17 protein-coding genes are annotated in these 19,948 nt (G+C 37.3%); 9 read left to right on the forward strand and 8 right to left on the reverse strand.

Features of this window, described 5'->3' with window-relative positions; translation table 11 throughout:
* Positions 1-163: 163 nt before the first annotated feature.
* The 3 genes from KTJ10_RS09280 to KTJ10_RS09290 all read right to left on the reverse strand — a co-directional run bounded on the left by KTJ10_RS09280 (position 164) and on the right by KTJ10_RS09290 (position 4,353).
* Positions 164-1,627, reverse strand: coding sequence for an amino acid permease (locus tag KTJ10_RS09280; RefSeq protein ID WP_262441859.1), 1,464 nt, complete (start codon positions 1,625-1,627; stop codon positions 164-166).
* Between the two features lie 399 nt (positions 1,628-2,026).
* Positions 2,027-3,121: an arginine N-succinyltransferase gene (gene astA, locus KTJ10_RS09285; protein ID WP_262441860.1), complete on the reverse strand. Its 1,095-nt coding sequence runs from the start codon at positions 3,119-3,121 to the stop codon at positions 2,027-2,029.
* Complete coding sequence (locus tag KTJ10_RS09290; RefSeq protein ID WP_262441861.1) at positions 3,118-4,353, reverse strand: aspartate aminotransferase family protein; 1,236 nt, start codon at positions 4,351-4,353, stop codon at positions 3,118-3,120. The genes astA and KTJ10_RS09290 overlap by 4 nt, the downstream gene beginning before the upstream one ends.
* A 135-nt stretch (positions 4,354-4,488) precedes the next feature.
* On the opposite strand from KTJ10_RS09290, the gene KTJ10_RS09295 reads away from it, so the two are divergent.
* The 9 genes from KTJ10_RS09295 to KTJ10_RS09335 all read left to right on the forward strand — a co-directional run bounded on the left by KTJ10_RS09295 (position 4,489) and on the right by KTJ10_RS09335 (position 14,230).
* Positions 4,489-4,911: an Lrp/AsnC family transcriptional regulator gene (locus KTJ10_RS09295; RefSeq protein ID WP_002001056.1), complete on the forward strand. Its 423-nt coding sequence runs from the start codon at positions 4,489-4,491 to the stop codon at positions 4,909-4,911.
* A 329-nt stretch (positions 4,912-5,240) separates the two neighbouring features.
* On the forward strand, positions 5,241-6,671 hold the full coding sequence (locus KTJ10_RS09300) for a gamma-aminobutyraldehyde dehydrogenase (protein ID WP_262441862.1): 1,431 nt from the start codon (positions 5,241-5,243) through the stop codon (positions 6,669-6,671).
* Positions 6,672-6,699: 28 nt separating this feature from the next.
* Complete coding sequence (locus KTJ10_RS09305) at positions 6,700-7,470, forward strand: nuclear transport factor 2 family protein (protein ID WP_016802970.1); 771 nt, start codon at positions 6,700-6,702, stop codon at positions 7,468-7,470.
* Positions 7,471-7,525: 55 nt separating this feature from the next.
* Positions 7,526-8,245, forward strand: a complete 720-nt coding sequence (locus tag KTJ10_RS09310; protein WP_046813644.1) for a FadR/GntR family transcriptional regulator — start codon at positions 7,526-7,528, stop codon at positions 8,243-8,245.
* A gap of 65 nt (positions 8,246-8,310) precedes the next feature.
* Positions 8,311-9,018 (forward strand): cache domain-containing protein, encoded by a 708-nt coding sequence (locus tag KTJ10_RS09315; protein WP_199978118.1) that lies wholly within the window; start codon positions 8,311-8,313, stop codon positions 9,016-9,018.
* Positions 9,019-9,204: 186 nt separating this feature from the next.
* Positions 9,205-10,536: an APC family permease gene (locus KTJ10_RS09320; protein WP_174755632.1), complete on the forward strand. Its 1,332-nt coding sequence runs from the start codon at positions 9,205-9,207 to the stop codon at positions 10,534-10,536.
* Between the two features lie 18 nt (positions 10,537-10,554).
* Positions 10,555-12,000: an NAD(P)/FAD-dependent oxidoreductase gene (locus KTJ10_RS09325; protein ID WP_044099646.1), complete on the forward strand. Its 1,446-nt coding sequence runs from the start codon at positions 10,555-10,557 to the stop codon at positions 11,998-12,000.
* Positions 12,001-12,146: 146 nt separating this feature from the next.
* A complete protein-coding gene (locus tag KTJ10_RS09330) occupies positions 12,147-13,505 on the forward strand; it encodes an amino acid permease (protein ID WP_262441863.1) in 1,359 nt (452 codons plus the stop codon).
* 365 nt (positions 13,506-13,870) lie between these two features.
* On the forward strand, positions 13,871-14,230 hold the full coding sequence (locus KTJ10_RS09335; RefSeq protein ID WP_002120526.1) for a hypothetical protein: 360 nt from the start codon (positions 13,871-13,873) through the stop codon (positions 14,228-14,230).
* A 195-nt stretch (positions 14,231-14,425) separates the two neighbouring features.
* On the opposite strand, the gene KTJ10_RS09340 is transcribed toward KTJ10_RS09335, so the two are convergent.
* From KTJ10_RS09340 to KTJ10_RS09360, 5 genes are all read right to left on the reverse strand, one after another.
* A complete protein-coding gene (locus tag KTJ10_RS09340) occupies positions 14,426-14,779 on the reverse strand; it encodes a hypothetical protein (RefSeq protein WP_262441864.1) in 354 nt (117 codons plus the stop codon).
* A 208-nt stretch (positions 14,780-14,987) separates the two neighbouring features.
* Entirely contained in the window at positions 14,988-15,344 is a 357-nt protein-coding gene (locus tag KTJ10_RS09345) for a hypothetical protein (protein WP_199978116.1), read from the reverse strand.
* A gap of 209 nt (positions 15,345-15,553) precedes the next feature.
* On the reverse strand, positions 15,554-15,907 hold the full coding sequence (locus tag KTJ10_RS09350) for a hypothetical protein (RefSeq protein ID WP_262441865.1): 354 nt from the start codon (positions 15,905-15,907) through the stop codon (positions 15,554-15,556).
* Positions 15,907-17,154 (reverse strand): hypothetical protein, encoded by a 1,248-nt coding sequence (locus tag KTJ10_RS09355; RefSeq protein WP_262441866.1) that lies wholly within the window; start codon positions 17,152-17,154, stop codon positions 15,907-15,909. The genes KTJ10_RS09350 and KTJ10_RS09355 overlap by 1 nt, the downstream gene beginning before the upstream one ends.
* A 2-nt stretch (positions 17,155-17,156) precedes the next feature.
* Positions 17,157-19,922, reverse strand: a complete 2,766-nt coding sequence (locus tag KTJ10_RS09360; protein ID WP_262441867.1) for a type VI secretion system Vgr family protein — start codon at positions 19,920-19,922, stop codon at positions 17,157-17,159.
* Between the last annotated feature and the right edge of the window lie 26 nt (positions 19,923-19,948).

A 19,948-nucleotide genomic window follows, 5' to 3' on the forward strand; every position in this document is an offset into this window, starting at 1 on the left:
GAATAAGGGAAGAAGTTATAAAATTCTTAGTTAACATTTTATAGACAGAATTGTACGTATAATCACACTATTTTACACAACTACAATATATATCTCAATATTTTATAAAAATAAAAAAGCTAGGCATCCACCTAGCTTTAATATAAAAACAACTATAATCGACTTAAATATAATCAACCTTTTGTGCTTTTAAAATATCAAGCTGCAACATCTTTTTCTTTTTATATTTATAGGCAATAAACAAACCAATAAACCAGATTGGTGAACACTCAAGTGCAATTAAAGTATCATGGTCTAAAGCCAAAATTACGATAGTAAACACTAAAAATAACATGGTCAGCCATGCCATAAATAAACCACCTGGCATTTTATATTGAGATTGAATGTGTAGTTCAGGACTTTTTTTACGATAATAAATATAAGAAAGCACAATCAACATAAACGTAAAAATACATAAAATTGAAGTCAGCGCTGAGATAATCGTAAATGCTGTCATGACATTTGGAACAATAAACAGAATTGATGTTCCAAGCGTTACACAAGCCATTGAAAATACAAGACCTCTAATTGGAACCTTTCTTTTAGATAACTTACTAAAGCTTTTAGGTGCATCGTTGTCTAAAGCTAAACCGTATAACATACGGCTGGTCGCAAAGATTCCACTGTTTGCCGAAGATAGTGCCGAAGTGGCAACAACAAAGTTGATTAAACCTGCCGCGATTGGTAACCCAACTAAAGTAAACATTTCTACAAATGGGCTTTTTTCTGGTGAAACCTTAGCCCAAGAAGTGACTGCAATAATACAAACCAATGCGCCCACATAAAACAATAAAATACGTAAAGGAATAGAGTTAATTGCTTTTGGAAGTGAAGTGTGCGGGTCTTTTGTTTCAGCAGCAGTTGTACCGACCAGCTCAATGCCCACAAACGCAAATATGGCAATTTGGAAACCAGCTAAGAAACCTGTTACACCATAAGGAAACATAGATTGTGTTTCAAACAAATGGCTCATTGAGGCCTTAACCCCATTTGGAGAAGTAAATCCGGTACTAATTAAATAAATACCAGCCAGAATAAACAGAATAATTGCAGTAATTTTGATGAGTGAGAACCAAAACTCAAGTTCACCAAACAATCGCACAGCCACAAAGTTGAGTATGGTTAAGATCGCTAATGATGTAAATGCTGGAATCCAGACAGGTAAATCAGGATACCAAAACTGCATGTACCCTCCGATTACAATCACGTCTGCAATCGCAGTAATAATCCAGTTACACCAGTAGGACCAACCAAGGAAAAACCCTGCCCACGGGCCAAGATAAGCCGTTGCAAAATCTGCGAAGGTTTTAAAATTGGTATTCGCAAGCAACAATTCACCCATTGCCCGCATCACGAAGAAAAAGAAGAAACCAATAATTAAATAGGTTAAAACAATTGAAGTACCCGAAACACTTAATGTTTTCCCGGAACCCATAAATAATCCAGTACCAATTGCACCACCAATTGCGATCATCTGAATATGACGATTGGTTAATGAGCGCTGCAATTTCTCTTCTTCTTGTTCAGTCATATGTTGACTACCAAGAAGATCTCCTTCCAGGAACTGCTTTCCGTTATTCTTACTCATGTAATATTTACTCCAATTTATAGCAACCGTCGTAAATGCTTTAATAATAAATAAATTATATGATTATTAATTTAGTCCATTAAATCATGTTAATAATATTATTAAACCACTTAAAACCTTATAAATTCCTTTTTAAAAGCTATTACCTATAACAATAAAAATTAATCATCAATCCTTTCCTTCATTATTATATTAGCCCGTTTTTCTCAATATAATTTCAATAAACATTTAAAATATATAGATTAATTAAATATTTTATTGATTTACCTTTTATATAGAAAAACAGGCTAATTAATTCCAGCTCAGCGAGCAAGATTGTATTTATCCATATACCTATCTTGCGCTAGCGATAATATAGTATTCCTTCTTAAATTTGGTGAAATGTATAGTAATTTTTGCTTAATTAACAGCCACTCGAGAATGTTCAGTCGCTTTGAGTTTATTGACCACTTCTGGACTCGAAACTTGTTTAACTTGAACACTTAGCACCCGAACTAAAGAGCCATTTTCAACATTCAATTGTTTTGCTTGTTCTTTTGTTAACTGCAATATGTTTTGATGAGGTTCGCTATACACAAGAATGGCGCGATAATTTTCATAATCATCATTAGCCACAATGTAAGCTTCATCCCCTACAGCGATATTTTCAGGTTGTTCAATTTGAACCGTTACAGACTGACTTTCTTTAATTGCCCGTAAATTTTCGATATCTGCTTGCAGCGTTGCGCCACCATCAAAAATATCGACATAGCCTTTGTAGCGCAGTCCTTCTTCAAGCAAGAGGTTGTAGGCTGGTCGGGTATTTGGGTGAACAATTCCAATCGCAGCTTTAGCATCGTCAGGCAGCATATCGACATAGAGCGGATGTCTTGGCATCAGCTCAGCAATAAAAGCCTTTTGCCCGACTCCACTTAAATAATCAGCCTTGGTAAATTCGATATTAAAAAACTTATGACCTACCGCATTCCAAAATGGTGACTGCCCATTGGCGTCAGAATATCCGCGCATTTCGGCAACAATCGTTTCTTCAAAATATTGACGGAATGCTGAGAGAAACAAGAAACGGACTTTAGATAAAAATTTGCCATTTTTATTTAAGCGATAGTCAGGGTCTAAAAATAAAGTACAAAGCTCACTACAGTTGGTATGGTCATTACTCAAATATAAAGTAGGTAAAGCGTTATAAACACTTAAGGGTTCAGATGCATGAACTTGAGTTCCTACATGAAAGTTATACCAAGGTTCTTTTAAACCAAGTGCAACTTCAATTCCGCAAACACCGACAACTTTGTTGAGTTCAGTATCTTCTAAAACAAATAAGTAAACCTGATCTGCCTTTGGAAGTTCGCCTGCGACTGTCTTACACGCCCGTTCAATACGAGCAGCAAGTTTTTCCATATTTGGCTGCAAAGATGTCAATCCAAAACCTGCTTTTTGCGCCAACAGATAAAGGTCATTAACATCTTTAGGTTCAATGTAACGAATAATCATCATGCTGCTTGTACATCCTTTTGCATTTCTACAAAGCGAGCAAGCGCACGTTCAAAGCGTTTTAGACCTTCATCAATATCAGCAAATGGAATAATTAAAGACGGTGTAAAACGTACAACGTTTGGACCAGCAATCAAACTCAATAAACCTTCTTCACCCGCAAGATTATTAATATCTTTTGCTTTACCAGCGAATTCATCTTTTAATGCACAACCAATCAATAAGCCTTCACCGCGAATCGTTTTAAAGACTTCATATTTTTCATTTAATTGATTTAAAGCGTTTTTATAGTAATCATGACGCTCTTTAACGCCATTCAGCACTTCAGGTGTATTAATAAACTCAAATACTGCACCAGCAACCGCACTCGCTAACGGGTTACCACCATAAGTCGTACCATGTGTACCGACAGAAAAATGCGGTGCAAATTTATCAGTTGTTAGCATTGCACCGACTGGAAAACCACCACCTAGTGCTTTTGCAGTCGTTAATATATCTGGAATAACACCAGAGTTCATGTAGGCATACAGTGCACCTGTACGGCCAACACCGGTTTGTACTTCATCAAAAATCAGCAATGCACCAAACTCATCACACAGTGCACGTAAACCTTTTAAAAATTCAATATCAGCAGGAATAACGCCGCCTTCACCTTGGATCGGCTCAACAATCACGGCACAAGTTTGTTCACTAATGACCGCTTTTGCAGCTTCTAAATCATTAAAGGCAACATGGTTGATACCGTTTGGAAGTGGTGCAAAGTCTTGTGAATATTTAGGTTGACCACCTGCTGAAACGGTAAATAAGGTACGGCCGTGGAACGCATTGTTAAATGCCACAATGCCACTTTTGCCAGCAACGCCGCTGTCGAGTCCAACTTTACGAGCTAGCTTGAGTGCCGCTTCATTCGCTTCTGCACCAGAGTTACAGAAGAACACTTTATCGGCAAATGTATTTTCGGTGAGTTGTTTTGCAAGGCGTAGAACGGGTTCATTTGTATAACCGTTGCCTACATGCCAAAGTTTTGTTGCTTGTTCTGTTAAAGCATTCACTGCCACTGGATGCGCATGACCTAATGCGTTTACTGCAATCCCACCTGCAAAATCGATATATTCTTTATTTTCTTGATCCCAAATACGTGAACCTTCTCCACGTACCGGAATGAAATTTGCCGGCGCAAAAACTGGAACCATCCACTCGTTAAAGTCATTACGAGAAACTGCAAAATTATTCATCTTATCTAGTCCATTAAATTGAATTATTAGGCTTAACTGATGACCCTATTATTCAAAATCAAATTGATTCACAAAATTTGTAATTCAGTCAAAAATGAATTATTTTTTACCAATTTGATAATTGACAATTACAATATGGATAACATTGATCAAATTATTTTAGGTTTACTTAAAGATAACGCACGGATGTCTGTTACAGAGTTAGCCGAAAAAGTTCACGTTTCAAGAGCAACTATCAAGAAGAGAATGGAGTATCTTGAGTCTTCGGGCATTATTACCGGATATACGGTTCGTTTTAAACCGAATGCTGAACGCAACGTCATCCGTGCATGGATGAGCATTATGGTCGAAGGCACTAAAGCACAGTCTGTAATTAAAGAATTACGCTTAGAAAGTGCCGTGGAATGTTTGCATAAAACCAATGGCAAATGGGATATTTTGGTTGAGCTACGCTCTGACACTTTAGAAAACTTCGATAAAGTATTAGAAAGAATTAGAAATATTTCAGGTATTTATAATAGTGAAACCAGCATTCTGCTTGCGAGTCATAAGACCTAATCATTCACTTTAATTTCAAATCATAAGATCAAAAAATTGATGAGCTAAGCACAATGTTTGGCTCATCAAGCTGCTCTCGATTAGAAAAATTATTCTATTATTTTTTATCAAATCTATTGAACTATTACGACAATGAATCTTTCCTAAAAATCTTCAATAAATTTTTAATATTTTTTAAACAATCAAATCAAAAACTTAAAATCCAATTTGATTTAAATTCCAACTTTTTTCACTTACTCCCCTCATCAAAGCATTTGACAGAAAATTTAAAACATAATACATATAGTATTATATGTTATATGTTAAAACCTAAGGACAAGGTATAAAAAATGGCTAAAACTCAACTACAACACTTTATTAACGGCGAATATGTTGCTAGCAAAGGAAATGATTATTTCGACTTGGTAAGCCCAGTCACTGGTGAAGTCTATGCACAATCGCCGAATGCAACCGAGGCAGAAGTTGATGCAGCTTATGCTGCTGCAAAAGAAGCATTTAAAATTTGGGGACGCAGTACACCATCGACTCGTCAAAAAGCATTACTTAACTTGGCAGATGCTATTGAAGCAAATGCTGATCGTTTAATTGAGGCACAAAGTCGTAATACGGGTCAGTTAAAACACTTAATTGCATCTGAAGAAGTGGGTGCATCAGCAGATCAGGTTCGTTTCTTTGCAGGTGCTGCTCGCCTACTCAATGGCACTGCTTCAGGTGAATATTTAGAAGGTTTAACCTCTTCTATTCGCCGTGAACCTGTCGGTGTAGTTGGGCAAGTTACACCTTGGAACTATCCACTCATGATGGCTGTTTGGAAAATTGCTCCAGCTTTAGCCGCAGGTAACACAGTAGTGCTTAAACCAAGTGATACTACGCCTGAAAGTACGCTTTTACTGGCAGAAATTGCTGCACCATTTTTTTCTAAAGGTGCATTTAACGTGGTGTTAGGCCAAGCTCAGGTCGGTTCAAAAGTTGTATCACATAAAACCCCTGCTCTCGTTTCGATTACAGGTTCAGTTCGCGCCGGATTACAAGTTGCTGCTTCTGCTGCGGCAAATTTAGCAAAAGCTCATCTTGAGCTTGGTGGTAAAGCACCTGTAGTGGTTTTTGAAGATGCCGACCTCGATAAAGCAGTTGAAATGATTGCATTAACGGGCTATTTCAACGCAGGCCAAGACTGTACTGCGGCAACACGTGTAATTGTGTCTGAAGCAGTTCATGATGAGTTTTTAGCTAAACTTGTTGAAGCTGCAAAAAATACCCGTTTTGGTGATCCAGATGATCAAGACGCACTTTATGGCCCACTTAACAATGCCAACCAATTGAAAAATGTTAAAGCCTTTATCGACAACTTACCTGCTCACGCTAAAGTTGAAACGGGCGGGAAACAGGCAGACCGTCCAGGCTTCTATTTTGAACCGACGGTTATTAGTGGCTTAAAACAACACGACGAAGCAATTCAAAATGAAATTTTTGGACCAGTGATTACCGTTCAAAAATTTACAGATGAAAATGATGCGATTGAAAAAGCCAACGATGTTGAATATGGCTTAGCTTCAAGTGTTTGGACCAAAGACCATGCCCGCGCAACTCGTCTGTCTCGTGAACTCGATTTCGGTACAGTTTGGATTAACACCCATATTCCTTTAACCGCAGAAATGCCACACGGCGGCTTCAAAAAGTCAGGTTATGGTAAAGATTTATCAGGCTACGGTTTTGAAGAATATACTCGCGTTAAACATGTGATGAGTTCAAACGAATAATAACAATGAGTTTTGAAAGGAGATCAAAATGAATAAACAAGAAATGAAAGACTTGGTGACTAAAGCCCATCACGAGCTTTTTAATTTGCACGACACCACTGCTCTGGATCGTTATTTTTCTGAAGACTTTATAGAGCACTCACCACTCGTTGCAAATGGCATTTCAGGCCTTCGCCAATTGGTAGAAGACTGCCCCGACATGCAACATGAAGCTGTGCGTGTATTGGCAGATGGTGACTTGGTTGCAATTCATGGCCGCTTTCAAGGATTAGATGAAAACCCGTTAGTTGGCTTTGATATTTACCGAGTGAAAGACGGCAAAATTGTGGAACATTGGGATGGACTGGTAGCAGAAGCAGCTCCGAATGTGAGTGGTAGAACCCAACTAGATGGTCCGACTGAAATCGTCACTCACCATGATCCAGAGAAAAACCGCGAGATTGTGACCTCGTTCTTTAAGAAGTCATTAATTGATGGCAACTACGAAGCATTTAAAGAATACACCCACGACGATCAGTTCATTCAACATAGTCCAGATATTGGCGATGGTGTTAAGGCAGTGATTGATTTTTTGAACAATATCCGTAATGAAGGACAAGGTTTGGTATACTCCAAAACTCATCGCTCCATTGCTGATGGTCAATTTGTCTTGACACATTCTGAGGGAAGCATTGCTGGAAATCGACATGCCTATTTTGAATTATGGCGTGTAGATAATGGCAAAATTGTTGAACTTTGGGATGCAATACCAGCTGTGCCTGAAGATGAACAGGCAGTCCATCAATATGGCGTGTTTTAACCATTTATCCGTTTCATTAAGCTAAGTCTCTGACTTAGCTTTTAGAGAATTCGCCATGTCAGCATATACGATAATTTTTGCACCTATCGCTCAGGCAACTCGATCGGAACAAGTTGTAGAACGCTTGGAAAATGCAATTATCTCTGGATTGCTCAAAAGCAATGAACAGCTTCCTAACGAAGCGGATCTAGCTCGCTTAATGGGAGTGTCACCCATTACAGTTCGTGAAGCTTTAAATACTTTACGTGTAAAAGGTTTGATTGATACACGACGTGGACGAAACGGCGGAAGCTTTGTTTGCGAGTTACCTTCCGATTTACTCTTAAATAAGCATCCTCTGCGTCAAGCTTCCAATGAATATCTAGCTGATTTAGGCGAGTTTCATAGTGCAATTTTAAGTCATGCTGCATATTTGGCAGCACAAAGAACCACTGAATATGAACTGGGCAAAATCAAAGAACTTATCGATCAATTTGAACAGGCCGTTGAAGCAGACACTCGTGCCCAACTTGATTTACGTTGCTTGCTCACACTCACCTCTTTTGCTCAATCAGCTCGCTTGGCAAATCAAGAGTTAACTATACAAGCCGAATGGGCGCCGCTCATCGCAGTGCTTTATCAAGATGATCAATTTCATCAACTGGTCGTCGCTCAACACCACCAACTTTTATCATCTTTTGTTCAAGGCAATGAAGATGATGCTGTTATTCAAGCGCGAAAAATCATTTCGATGCTAACAGACCAAATGCTTCGATATAAGTTATCTATTGAATAAAAACAATAATGTAGAGCACTTATAAAATATCGAGTGAGAAATACGGAATTTTAGGAGTTATAGGAATGACCCAACATTTAGATATAGAAGAGCTTCAAAATTTGTTAAAGACGGTGGTTGAAGAAACGACAGCCATTACAGAAAAGCTAGCAACTAAAGCGAGCAAAATTCTTTCGAAACATGAACCTGAAAAAACAAAAGACGTTAAGCTTTCAGGTTCAGAACGCACAGCTTTGCAAAAGGAAATTAAAAAGGCATTACAGGAAAGCCATTACAGTCAAGGCATTGGTTTTGCAAGTTATAGCCCTGCAACGCAAGAAGAACAGGATTATTGGACACTCGAATGGTGGTATAAAAAAGAAGATCAGTTACAGCAAGCCAAACTTGAAAACTATCAAAATGCTCAGCGATTTTTAGATTTTCGCTCTTTCGAATGGTTTCATAAGCCTGCTCAAAACAAAAGTCCGTGCATCCATGGACCCTATGTCGACTATATTTGCAATGGTGCATACACCATCACCCTTGCCCATCCGGTCATGATTCGTGATCAATTTATCGGTGTAATTGCTACCGATATTTTAGTTTCCGCACTCGAAAAACTTCTTATGCCGAAGCTCAAGAATATTAAGCAAAAAGCAATTGTGATTAACGACTCTTCTCGAGTGATTACTTCAAATGACATCACCATCAGAACAGGCACATTATTTAAAGACCAAAGCCATGAGCAGGTTTTCTCACGACCGTGTCAATCTTTTCAACTGGTCGTGATCTAGAGTGAAGCCGAAAATATAAATATCTGATCTTGCTTTAGGGCATCACTAAAGCGAAACAGCCCCTAGCTTTTGTTCAAAGTTTCTCCAAACAGACTTGTTTATTCAGGTCTAGGGGAAGTTTTGGCTCAAAAATAGCATCGCTTTTCCGGATGAAAAGCAAAACAACGAATTTGAGGTTGAAATGACATGGAAAATAAAACGTCTTCCTTAAAAAAACTGTCTCTTTGGCAAGTCACGATTATTGGTATTGCCTACATGACCCCTATGACGGTATTTGATACCTTCGGTATTGTCTCCGGAATTACCAATGGACACGTACCACTGGCATATTTACTCGCACTTGGCGCCATGCTACTCACCGCTTGGAGCTATGCAAGATTTAGTCAAAATTCAGAAAAATCAGGTTCAGCATATAGCTATACCGCTGAAAGTTTAGGGCCTAAAAGTGGTTTTTTTGTCGGTTGGTGTTCGCTACTCGACTATTTGTTATTACCCCTCATTAATGTTTTGCTAGCTGCAATTTATCTCACAGCCCTTATCCCAAGTCTGCCTTACTGGTTCTGGGTGCTTGTATCGGCAAGCCTAGTCACTTTAGTGAATTGTTTCCGCATTCGATTACTCGCCAATTTAAGCCTGTTGTTTGTATTTGCCCCCATCATACTTATGGTCATTTTTGTTTATTTAGTGATTAAAGGTATTGGCTCGACTCAAGGTTATGAGCATGTGCTTACTTTGGCGCCACTCTGGCATGAGCACCAATCTTTACTCCCCCTCGTTGCGGGTGCCTCAGTTTTGTGCTTTTCATTTTTAGGTTTTGATGCGGTTACCACGCTTTCTAATGAAACCAAACAACCCACCAAAAATATTCCCCGCGCAGTCATGTTAACAACTCTTGCGGGTGGACTTATTTTCTTCACAGCAGCTTGGTTTATTCAACTTTATTTTCCAAACAATCTACGCTTTCAGCATCCATCTGAAGCGTTGCCTGAAATTGTGCTTTACGTGGGTGGTGCTTTTTTCCAATCTGTATTCTTATGCGGACAAATTATGAACACTGTCGCTTCTGGCCTTGCCTCTCATGCCAGTGCTTCACGTTTACTGTATATAATGGGTACCGATAATATTTTCCCTAAAAAGTATTTTGGGACAATTCATATTTCATTAGGTACACCGTTTTTCTCGGTTTTGTTTGTTGGTCTTATTTCAATGTCTGCGGTTTTTCTAGATTTAGCCCAAGTCGTAAGCCTCATCAGCTTTGGTGCGCTAGTCGCTTTTACAGCCGTAAATTTCTCAGTTTTTATGAAGTTTTATATTAAAGATAAACAGCGCGCAGGTTTTAAAAACAAATTTCTAAACCTATTTTTACCGCTTATTTCTGTGTTCAGCATTATTTGCCTCTGGCTTAATCTTGACTCATCTTCACTGATTTTTGGATGTTTCTGGTTAGCTTTGGGCATTCTCCTATTTATCTATAAAACGATTAAAAAACAAAGTATTGCTATCAGTAATGCTTATTAATTTTTAAGGAACTTCGTCATGAAAATTATTTCTAAACCTCAACTTTTAAAAGACGTGGAATATAAACCAAGTAAATCTCTACAAGTGGGCAAAGAGTGGAGTTGGTTAAATCCAAAGCATGCAAAATTTGACGCAACAACTGTAGAAGGTGCATCGGCAGATAATCCAGCAAACTACTATGAAAGCTCACTTTCTGATTGGCATACTTTTGACAGTTTAAAAGCTGATATTGAATGTGATGTCGTGGTTATTGGCGGTGGTTTATTAGGTTCATCGAGTGCATTACATTTAGCTGAACAAGGCGTAGAGACTGTTTTATTAGAAAAAAATCGCATTGGTAGTGCAGCTTCTGGTCGAAATGGCGGACAACTTACCCCCGGTTTAGCTCGCTGGGAAGCTCAAGAAATGGCCGATCGCTTAGGCTATGAAGATGCCAAAAAACTCTGGCATTTTACCTCTACAGAAGCGATGCAACTCATTGATGATATCTCAGAAAAATACCAACTTAACTTTGACCGAAAATATGGTCACATTACTGCCGCCGTTCATGAAGGACATTTAGTTGGCTTAACACAAGGCGCCGACGCACGAAAATATTTAGGTGAAGACCATACCCGCATTGTGGGTAAACATGAACTCATGGACTATATTAAGTCGGATTACTATACAGGTGGCTTAATTGATGAGTTGGGAGGACAAATCCATCCTTTAGCTTTGAACCGTGGCTTAATTTATGGCTTTTGCCAAAACGGCGGTTCTGTCTATGAACAAACAGAAGTCATTTCAATAGAAGAAAAACCAGATGGTATTTATGTTCAAACTGCAAATGCTGTCGTGAAAGCTAAAAAGTCTGTAGTTTTAGCAGTGCACCATGCTTCGTTTAAACTTTTATCAGAACAAAACAATACCACTATTCCGTTTTATACCTATGTTGCAACGACTGCCCCGCTAGAGCTTGATACAAAAGAGCTTTTACCATTTGGACATCCTGTCTATGACACTCAGTTTCAAATTGATTACTACCGTCCTGTATTTAATAACCGCTTATTGTTTGGTGGCCAAGGTACAGGAACCTGCTGGGGACCAGAGAAAACATTAAATTATTTAGAACATCGAATTCATACGGTTTTCCCTCAAATTAAAAATCTAGAGATGGATTTTGTCTGGAGTGGCACGACCGATTTAACCGTAAATGGTGCAGTCGATAGCCGTAAGTTTGGCAATAAATTCCCAATTTATGCTGTTCATGGTTGGAGTGGTCACGGCGTTGCTCAGACAGTACGTATTGGTAAAGCCATCGCGAATGACTTTGTTGGGCAATCTAACGACTTCGAAATGCTATCTAAAATTGATCATCAAAATATTATTTTTGGTCGTACCCTTGCACCCGTGGTTATTCCACTCGCAAAAAGTATGTATGGCATTGGCGCAATGATTAATCCGGGCAAAATGGTATCTTTCTAATTTATTAAAATAACTGATTTCAAAAAGGGATCCGTATAGCTTTGTACGGATCCTTTTTATTTAGCTGAGTAAAATCCTTTTCAAACTAGGTTATCCCTACCCAATCTATTACAATAGCGCCAGCTTTTTTATTCAGCGCATATATTTTGAGCAATTCATCTTCCCAATTAAAACGCGGACTTAAAAATCGCCATATCCAGTTGATCGCTATGGGTGGTGCTGTCGGGACAGGTTTATTTTTAGGCTCTGCACAAGTCATCCAGTCTGCTGGTCCTTCTATTATTTTAGGTTATGCCATTGTCGGTTTGGTCGCATTTTTAATTATGCGCCAAATGGGTGAAATGATCGTAGAAGAACCTGTGGTTGGTTCCTTTAGTTACTTTGCACAAAAATATTGGGGGAAATTCCCCGGTTTTTTATCGGGCTGGAACTATTGGGTGGTCTATATTCTGGTCGCGATGACTGAGTTAACAGCAGTTGCTAAATATGTGCATTACTGGTGGCCCCACATTCCTGCTTGGATATCAGCCTTATTTTTCTTTGTTTTGGTCACATGTTTGAACTTAGGCAACGTTAAATTTTACGGTGAATCTGAGTTTTGGTTAGCCATTATTAAAGTCGCAGCAGTCATTGCCATGATCGTGTTTGGCTTATATTTATTGCTTACCGCAGGTAGTGACTCTATCGCTAGCTTTGCAAACTTATGGCAGCATGGCGGATTTTTTCCGCATGGGTTCTCGGGCCTATTTTATATGCTCGCCTTTTTAATGTTTGCTTTTGGCGGAATTGAACTGATTGGAATGACTGCTGCTGAAGCTGAAAATCCAGAAAAAAGCATTCCACAAGCCATTAACCAAGTCATCTTTCGAATCTTGATTTTCTATGTGGCTTCGCTTGCTATCATCATGTCGCTTATTCCGTGGAATCAGCTTGACCTTGGTGGTTTAGATAAAAGCCCATTTGTCATGATTTTTAGTCAGCTTGGCATTGGTTGGGCAGCGCATTTGCTTAACTTTATTATTTTAACAGCCGCACTGTCTGTTTATAACAGCGGTATGTATGCAAACAGTCGTATGTTATATGGTCTAGCAGTACAAGGCCATGCATCCAAAATTTTTACAAAAGTCAGCAAACAAGGGGTTCCAACACCTGCTGTTATCTTTTCTTCTATTCTGATTTTCGGTTGTGTATTGCTGAACTACTTTATTCCAGAAGAAGCTTTAAGCTATCTCATGTACATGGCTGTGGCTGCGCTGGTTTTAAACTGGGCAATTATTAGCTTTACACATTTGAAGTTTAAACGCGCCATGAAACTTGAAAATAAAGTTGCCAAGTTCCCTGCTCTATTTTCACCTTTAAGTAACTATATCGTTTTGATTTTTATTGGTATGATTTTATATATCATGTGGACCCAAGAGTTTGAAAAATCTGTTATTTTAATTCCAATCTGGATTACATTCATGTTTGGACTATATAAATTTCTGAGTTGGAAAAAATCACTCTAATCTTTAAAGAAGGCTTATTCAAACTGGATAAGCCTTTTATCATTTACCAGCTTGTCACCCTAAGTAACTTCAGAAAAACCATTCACATTCTATTCATCATTATTGAATTGCTCTCTGCTAGACACATGAATATGTAAACCTTAGTCATTCTAAACATTGGTATTTAATGAGATAATTATTAAAGTACAAGTGTTTACATGATCTATAAATATTTGTGTCAATGTTCAGCTAAAATCAAAGCAGACCAGTTTATCGTTACAATCACTCAATAGGCAAAAGATACTGCATCGCAAGACAGGCTCTTTACCCACTTTACTGATTTAGCCCTCAACTGTGTCACTCAATGATGAAAGACAGGAAATTTTATGGAAAAAGCTCTGCAATGTCCTAAGTGTGGTTCTACAGAAATTGAAGCACGTGACCATGACAAATTACTTAGAACAACTGGCGGTGTTTTACTCACAGCTGCCGGCACAACGGCAGGCACTGTAGGTGGTGCTGCGACTGGTGCTACTGTTGGAGCAGCTATTGGTACTGTTGCTGGCCCTTTAGGTGTAATTGTTGGCGGAACTGTAGGGACTTTTGTTGGTGCCATTAGTGCAGGAATTACTGGTGGTGTAGTTGGTAATATTTTTGGTAAGAAAGCTGGCGTAATAATCGACAAGAATATTTTTCAAGATTATCGCTGTCTAAAATGTAAATACCGTTTTAAGCAAAAGAAGTAATATTTATATAAATTAAGTTCAGGTTTAATTTATTTTTAAAGTAAGGAAAGTAAGCAGATTTGATTGCTTTCCTTCCCATTCGCCTTTTTTCCTAGTGCAAAGAAATAAAAAATAATCTAATAATATTTTTGATCGTCACTATTTTTATATACAGATAATCTAGCTCAATAACAGATATGGAGATTAATTTAATTTTTACTGAACTGTAAAAGCATAGGTTTTATTAATTTCATTACCTCCACCAGCATAAAATCCTACCCAAATATGAATTGTAAATGTACCTTTATACTTTGGAGTGCCTTTGACCTCAATAACATTATAACCTTCTAGATCATTAGTAGGTTGAACTGTTATTCCTAATTCTTTAGGAATATTTGTTTCTAATTTAGCATAATGATCGACAACTTTTCCTCCTGATATTTCTATAGTTTGTTTGTATTCTTGATTAACGTGAGCTATTGGTAAACTATCAGGTGTAATCGTATATTTCTTACCACAACCTGTAAGTATCAATAATATTGAGAAAATAGCGATAAGTTTAATTTTCATTAAAATTTCTCCTTTTTAACAATTGAAGCAGAAAATACTTTTTTCGTAATTAACTACCACGACTAAGAAGACTTTCAAATATTAAAATTTATTGTTAAATTTTCATTTATAAAAACTATAAATAAAAAATAGTCCATAAATAATAGACTATTTTTTATTTAGAAAGGATTAAAAGTTTAATTTTACAAAGTCTTAAAATGTAAGATATTTATTTCTCAACTTTAAGAGTATATGTTTTCTTGATTTCCTTGCCGCCACCTGCATAAAAACCAGCCCAAATATGAATTGTAAATATACCTTCGTACTTTGGAATACCCTTGACCTCAATAATATTATAGCCATCTCGATCATTAGCAGGTTGAATTGTTATTCCTAAATTTTCAGGTATATCTGTTTTTAAAGGCGAACTTGTATCACTAACTTTACCTCCAGAAATCTGAATAAGTTGTCTATACTCCTGATTAACATGAGCTATAGGCAAACTATCAGGAGTAATCGTATATTTCTTACCACAACCTGTAAGTATCAATAATATTGAGAAAATAGCAATAAGTTTAATTTTCATTAAAATTTCTCCTTTTTAACAATTGAAGCAAAAAATACTTTTTTTCGGAATTAACTACCGCGACTAAGCAAGCTTTCAAATATTAAAATTTATTGTTAAATTTCCATTTATAAAAAGTGTAAATAAAAAATAGCCTATAAGTAATAGACTATTTTTTATTTAGAAAGAAGTAAAAGTTTAATTCTACAAATTCTTAAAATGTAAAATATTTATTCCTCAACTTTAAGAGTATAGGTTTTATTTATTTCAGCATCACCACCAGCATAGAATCCCGTCGAAATATAAATAGTAAATACGCCTGTATATTTTGGAATACCTTTGATCGTAATTTGATTATAGCCACTACTTTCATCTGGACTAACCGATATACCTAAATCATCAGGAATATTATTTTTAAAATCCACATATTTATCCACTGTTTTACCACCTGAAATATTAATAATTTGTTGATAATTTTGATTAACATGAGCTATAGGCAGACTATCAGGTGTTATTGTATATTTCTTACCACAACCAGTAAGCATCAATAGGACTGAAAAAATGAAGATTAGTCTATTTTTCATTAGAAATTTTCCTTTTTTATTACAAGTGCAAAAAAAACCTTTCGATCAAAGCTATATAAAGATAATTCTTTCTTCAATCTTGTTCTATTCTCACCCCAAGTAAACATTTTGAGTGTTACTTTTGTATCAAATGTATTTGAAGATTCATTAATGGGTTGACCATTTAAGTTCCTTAACTTATCGGTCCAAACAATCCAGTGATCAGGAACCAGTTTAGTTCCTGAACTAATACCACTATCCAATAGACTTGCTGAAATTAAAGTCACAATATAATAATCAGGTCCAGCATATTTACTGTTAATGTCAGAAATAAAATATCGATCATACCCTCCCATTTTGATTGGGTATGAGGCAGCTATGTGAAAACCTGATTTTCTAAACCATCGTTCTAACTCCTTAGGCGTCGTAATCCCTGCTACCTCATGTCCGGGATCATCTAATTTTAATTTAAAATTTTCTGACTCACGTAAACTTGCAAGTGTAATCCAGTCAATTGGAGGAACTTTAGGTATACCATTAGGACGATAGAAATTTTTTACTCGTCTACATCCATCCTGTGAAGGTTGAATTGAGAGTTCACCAATTTTAGTTTGACCAGTTTCCCATAGTTGTTTTACTGCTAATTTATATTTAGAGGGACTTAAGTTTATTAGACAAAAAAAGTAAGCAGCTGCACCACACAATGATGAAAAATCCTGATCAGGAAAAGGCTCATTTAATCGGGATTGTAAACCAGCTTCAATTTGGGCCTTAGAAAAAGGATCTTTTGCCTCTCCTGGTTTACATCCTGGATCAATGCACTGAAAAATTCGATTTCGATTTAAAGCAAGTTCAAAATTATTTTTAGAAACATCACCTTTAACAACTTTAGTGAAAGCGGTAGACTCAACGTATTTTGTTACTGGAATATTTTTATTCTTTTCATGATTTGGGTAAGGATAAGATTCAATTTTATCTGGAATGATATAGCGACTCATTACTAAACTTTCTTGCCCAGAAGTACTTAGTCGATATAAATTAAGAATAATCACACAATCTCTTAGTCGTTCTAACCCTATTTTTGAACTATCAATTTCAATCGATTTAGTTTGATAGAGCTCATTACCTATTTTCTTAAAAGCAGTATCTTTAAAAAGAATAGCTGTCTCAGCTTGGTTAAGTACCGTGTTGTATATATAAATATTATATTTTAACAACTTAGGGCTAACATTTGTTTTTAAGACAACGTATGGATAGAATTTTGTCATGGCTAATCTATATTAATTTCTTCATTGTTATACAAGTGGAGAGATATTTCTTCTGGACGTACTGTTTTAATTAACTGAGTATATCCATTCTCATCAGTGATACCTTCCAGCTTTTTCCCATTTGGCATAAAAGCAATATATTTATGATGAGCAAACGGAATACCTTCTTTATCTTTCAAAAGATACCGCAAATTATGCTGATTTAGCTCTCCCAACACAGGTAACTGTGGAGTATTTGCACTCACACTTGCTCCAGAAGTAAATACATGCTGCCCAGCTTTCACCTCAAACTTCCCACCTGTGACGGGGAAAATTCCCGAACTATTGATCTTAATTTGGGAACCGCCAGATGTGATTACAACTTCTTTAGAGGCAGTAATTTCAATTCGATCTTCTGTAGAAATAATCTGAACGCCTTTACGTGCAATTAAGTCTGCTCCGTCAGCTTGAGCTTGTATCTCAACTTTCCCTTTACCTGCATAGAGCCTAGCTCCCTGTTGGGCTGCAAAAAGACTGATCTTATTTTGTGCGTGTGCAATTATGTTCTTTTGAGTGCTTAAATTAATACTATCTCCAGCACTTTGGCTTAATTGGCCATCTGCACTTAGATGTATGTCTTCGTTACTCACTATAGCCATGCTATTTGGTGCACTTAACACCATAATAGCTTGCTTAAATACAGCTGCTTTATCTTTATCTTGCTGTTCAATTTGTTCTAAAAAAGTTTTTAGATTTTCAAGCACTTCTAGTGGATCGGTTTGCTGATTTTTAGCAACTTCACTAAGTGCTTTGGCATTGTTGAGGCTATCCTCTATTTGTTGTTCGGCATTATTTGCATCAAGGTGTACACCTTGGGCTTGGTCTTGTTTATGAGTAGTAATGAGTAAACCACTACCAGCTCGAACAGCCCCCCATTGATCCGTTCTGAGTTCAAACCCCTCACCACGACCTTCACTTGTCGCACTTTCTTTAGGATGGCTCAAATTACCAAGGTTTAACTGACTAGTAGCATGGCTACTTTGTAACTGTGCACTAATTTGCCCAGTCGTATCATCAAGTCGTAACTGGTTAAAGCCTTTTCCACCCACCTCTTCTGAACGAATCCCACTTAGTTTTTTGGTATCGGGTAACTGTCCTTTCTGGTCAAATCGGGTTGGATGACGTTCGGCCTCGTGAATGCGTCCAACTACAAATGGGCGATCAACATTACCATCAAAGAAATTAATAGCAACGATTTCTCCAACACGTGGCAAGAAACGTACACCATAACCCTTTCCAGCCCAAGGCGTTAAAACATCGACCCAAGCCGAATCAGTATCATTGTCATTACATCCCGCTCCACCATCGTGGTTATGGTCATCACTTCGGGTAAACAAGAAACGAACTTTAATGCGTCCCCATTGATCAACATAAATCTCTTCACCCGCTGGACCAACGACACGCGCACGTTGAGGAGAAGCTTTAGGCCGATTTTGTAATGGTTGATATTCAGGCACAATTTTAATATTGCGGCGTTGTAAAATCAGCTCATTACCCTGACGTTCTTCTGTGTTACCCAACTGCCAATCGCTTTGTTGAACCAAAGCTTGAATTTGCTGATTTAAATCTTTGGGTAAATTGTTTTGATTGTAGTAACTCTTACCAATAATTAAGAACTCTTTGTCTGCTCCACTATGTAGATCAATTTCCGGATGCTCATTAAGTTCAAACCAATAGCCGACTTGTGTATCCCGTATAGTAGTTTGAGCAACAAACTGCTTAGATTGAGCATCATGATAAGCACTTAAGTTTTGATTGAACTTTTCTAGCTGCTGACCACTTGCTGGTGTTGCACCATCTTCACCTTTCAAATCTTGTATCCATGCTGGGCTAAAATGCCAAGCATCTTCAAGACTTAAACTCTGATTGTCATAATTACTGCTATGTTGATGTTTGCTTTGTACATTACCAGCCCCATCTGTTTGTTGTAATACATCTGACTGCCAACGCTGCACATACACAGAAGTCGGCTGTAAACTACGACCAGCGATTAGACTAGTCATGCTATCAAACTGTTCAGTTGCATGACTTCGATGGTAACGAACCGTTCTTCTTGTCAGCGCTTGAAATTGGTTATTATCATCAATGAGACGTAATTTTTGTGCCTGAATATGATCTGTATTATTCGGTACAATCAGTTCCGCTTCATCAATCAGCCAATTAATACCTTCACTTCGCCATAAACGAGTTAGAAAGTCATAGTCAGTTTCGTTCAACTGCATAACGAAAGGACGAGTATCATATTGCTGTTTTAACCCACTCAAATCTAGTGTGAGGCTAGCAGCAAATAATGGGCTTTTACCTTGCCATTCTTGAAAAAGAATTTCACTAATTTCTTTCACACTCTTATTCATAAACACACGGCTATTTCTGCGTTTATGCCAAAGATAAGTTGAATCACTTATTGTGAGTTTATATAAAGTTAGAGCACCATCACTTTGCCCCTGTGATGCTCCAGTAATAATACCTGTAGTACGAAATAATTGTCCTTGATCTGTCACCTGATCAACAGAAACCTGTACACCTATAAATTTTTTAAGTGGAAGATGAGCATTGGTTGATAAACAAATCAAATCTGCAGTTATGCCCTGATTAAGATAATGTTGCCCATCTATACGTTGTAAAAAAACTTGACTATTCAGGGATGCATCTGAAAATTGAAGGTATACCGAACGATGTTTTGAAAGAAAACCAAAATTCTCTAAAATTTGAAAGATATTATTAAACATCACTTTTTTTATAAATCTGAGTTATA

It is taken from the genome of Acinetobacter sp. WU_MDCI_Abxc222 (genome assembly GCF_025514755.1).
Classification (GTDB): Bacteria; Pseudomonadota; Gammaproteobacteria; order Pseudomonadales; family Moraxellaceae; genus Acinetobacter; species Acinetobacter geminorum.

Excerpts from the sequence above, each read along its gene's own strand:
- KTJ10_RS09350 (WP_262441865.1), bottom strand. The coding sequence starts at position 15,907 with ATGAAAAATAGACTAATCTTCATTTTTTCAGTCCTATTGATGCTTACT.
- KTJ10_RS09335 (WP_002120526.1), top strand. The coding sequence starts at position 13,871 with ATGGAAAAAGCTCTGCAATGTCCTAAGTGTGGTTCTACAGAAATTGAA.
- KTJ10_RS09290 (WP_262441861.1), bottom strand. The coding sequence starts at position 4,353 with ATGAATAATTTTGCAGTTTCTCGTAATGACTTTAACGAGTGGATGGTT.
- astA (WP_262441860.1), bottom strand. The coding sequence starts at position 3,121 with ATGATGATTATTCGTTACATTGAACCTAAAGATGTTAATGACCTTTAT.
- KTJ10_RS09325 (WP_044099646.1), top strand. The coding sequence starts at position 10,555 with ATGAAAATTATTTCTAAACCTCAACTTTTAAAAGACGTGGAATATAAA.
- KTJ10_RS09320 (WP_174755632.1), top strand. The coding sequence starts at position 9,205 with ATGGAAAATAAAACGTCTTCCTTAAAAAAACTGTCTCTTTGGCAAGTC.
- KTJ10_RS09340 (WP_262441864.1), bottom strand. The coding sequence starts at position 14,779 with ATGAAAATTAAACTTATCGCTATTTTCTCAATATTATTGATACTTACA.
- KTJ10_RS09310 (WP_046813644.1), top strand. The coding sequence starts at position 7,526 with ATGTCAGCATATACGATAATTTTTGCACCTATCGCTCAGGCAACTCGA.
- KTJ10_RS09360 (WP_262441867.1), bottom strand. The coding sequence starts at position 19,922 with ATGTTTAATAATATCTTTCAAATTTTAGAGAATTTTGGTTTTCTTTCA.
- KTJ10_RS09300 (WP_262441862.1), top strand. The coding sequence starts at position 5,241 with ATGGCTAAAACTCAACTACAACACTTTATTAACGGCGAATATGTTGCT.
- KTJ10_RS09295 (WP_002001056.1), top strand. The coding sequence starts at position 4,489 with ATGGATAACATTGATCAAATTATTTTAGGTTTACTTAAAGATAACGCA.
- KTJ10_RS09315 (WP_199978118.1), top strand. The coding sequence starts at position 8,311 with ATGACCCAACATTTAGATATAGAAGAGCTTCAAAATTTGTTAAAGACG.
- KTJ10_RS09305 (WP_016802970.1), top strand. The coding sequence starts at position 6,700 with ATGAATAAACAAGAAATGAAAGACTTGGTGACTAAAGCCCATCACGAG.
- KTJ10_RS09280 (WP_262441859.1), bottom strand. The coding sequence starts at position 1,627 with ATGAGTAAGAATAACGGAAAGCAGTTCCTGGAAGGAGATCTTCTTGGT.
- KTJ10_RS09355 (WP_262441866.1), bottom strand. The coding sequence starts at position 17,154 with ATGACAAAATTCTATCCATACGTTGTCTTAAAAACAAATGTTAGCCCT.
- KTJ10_RS09345 (WP_199978116.1), bottom strand. The coding sequence starts at position 15,344 with ATGAAAATTAAACTTATTGCTATTTTCTCAATATTATTGATACTTACA.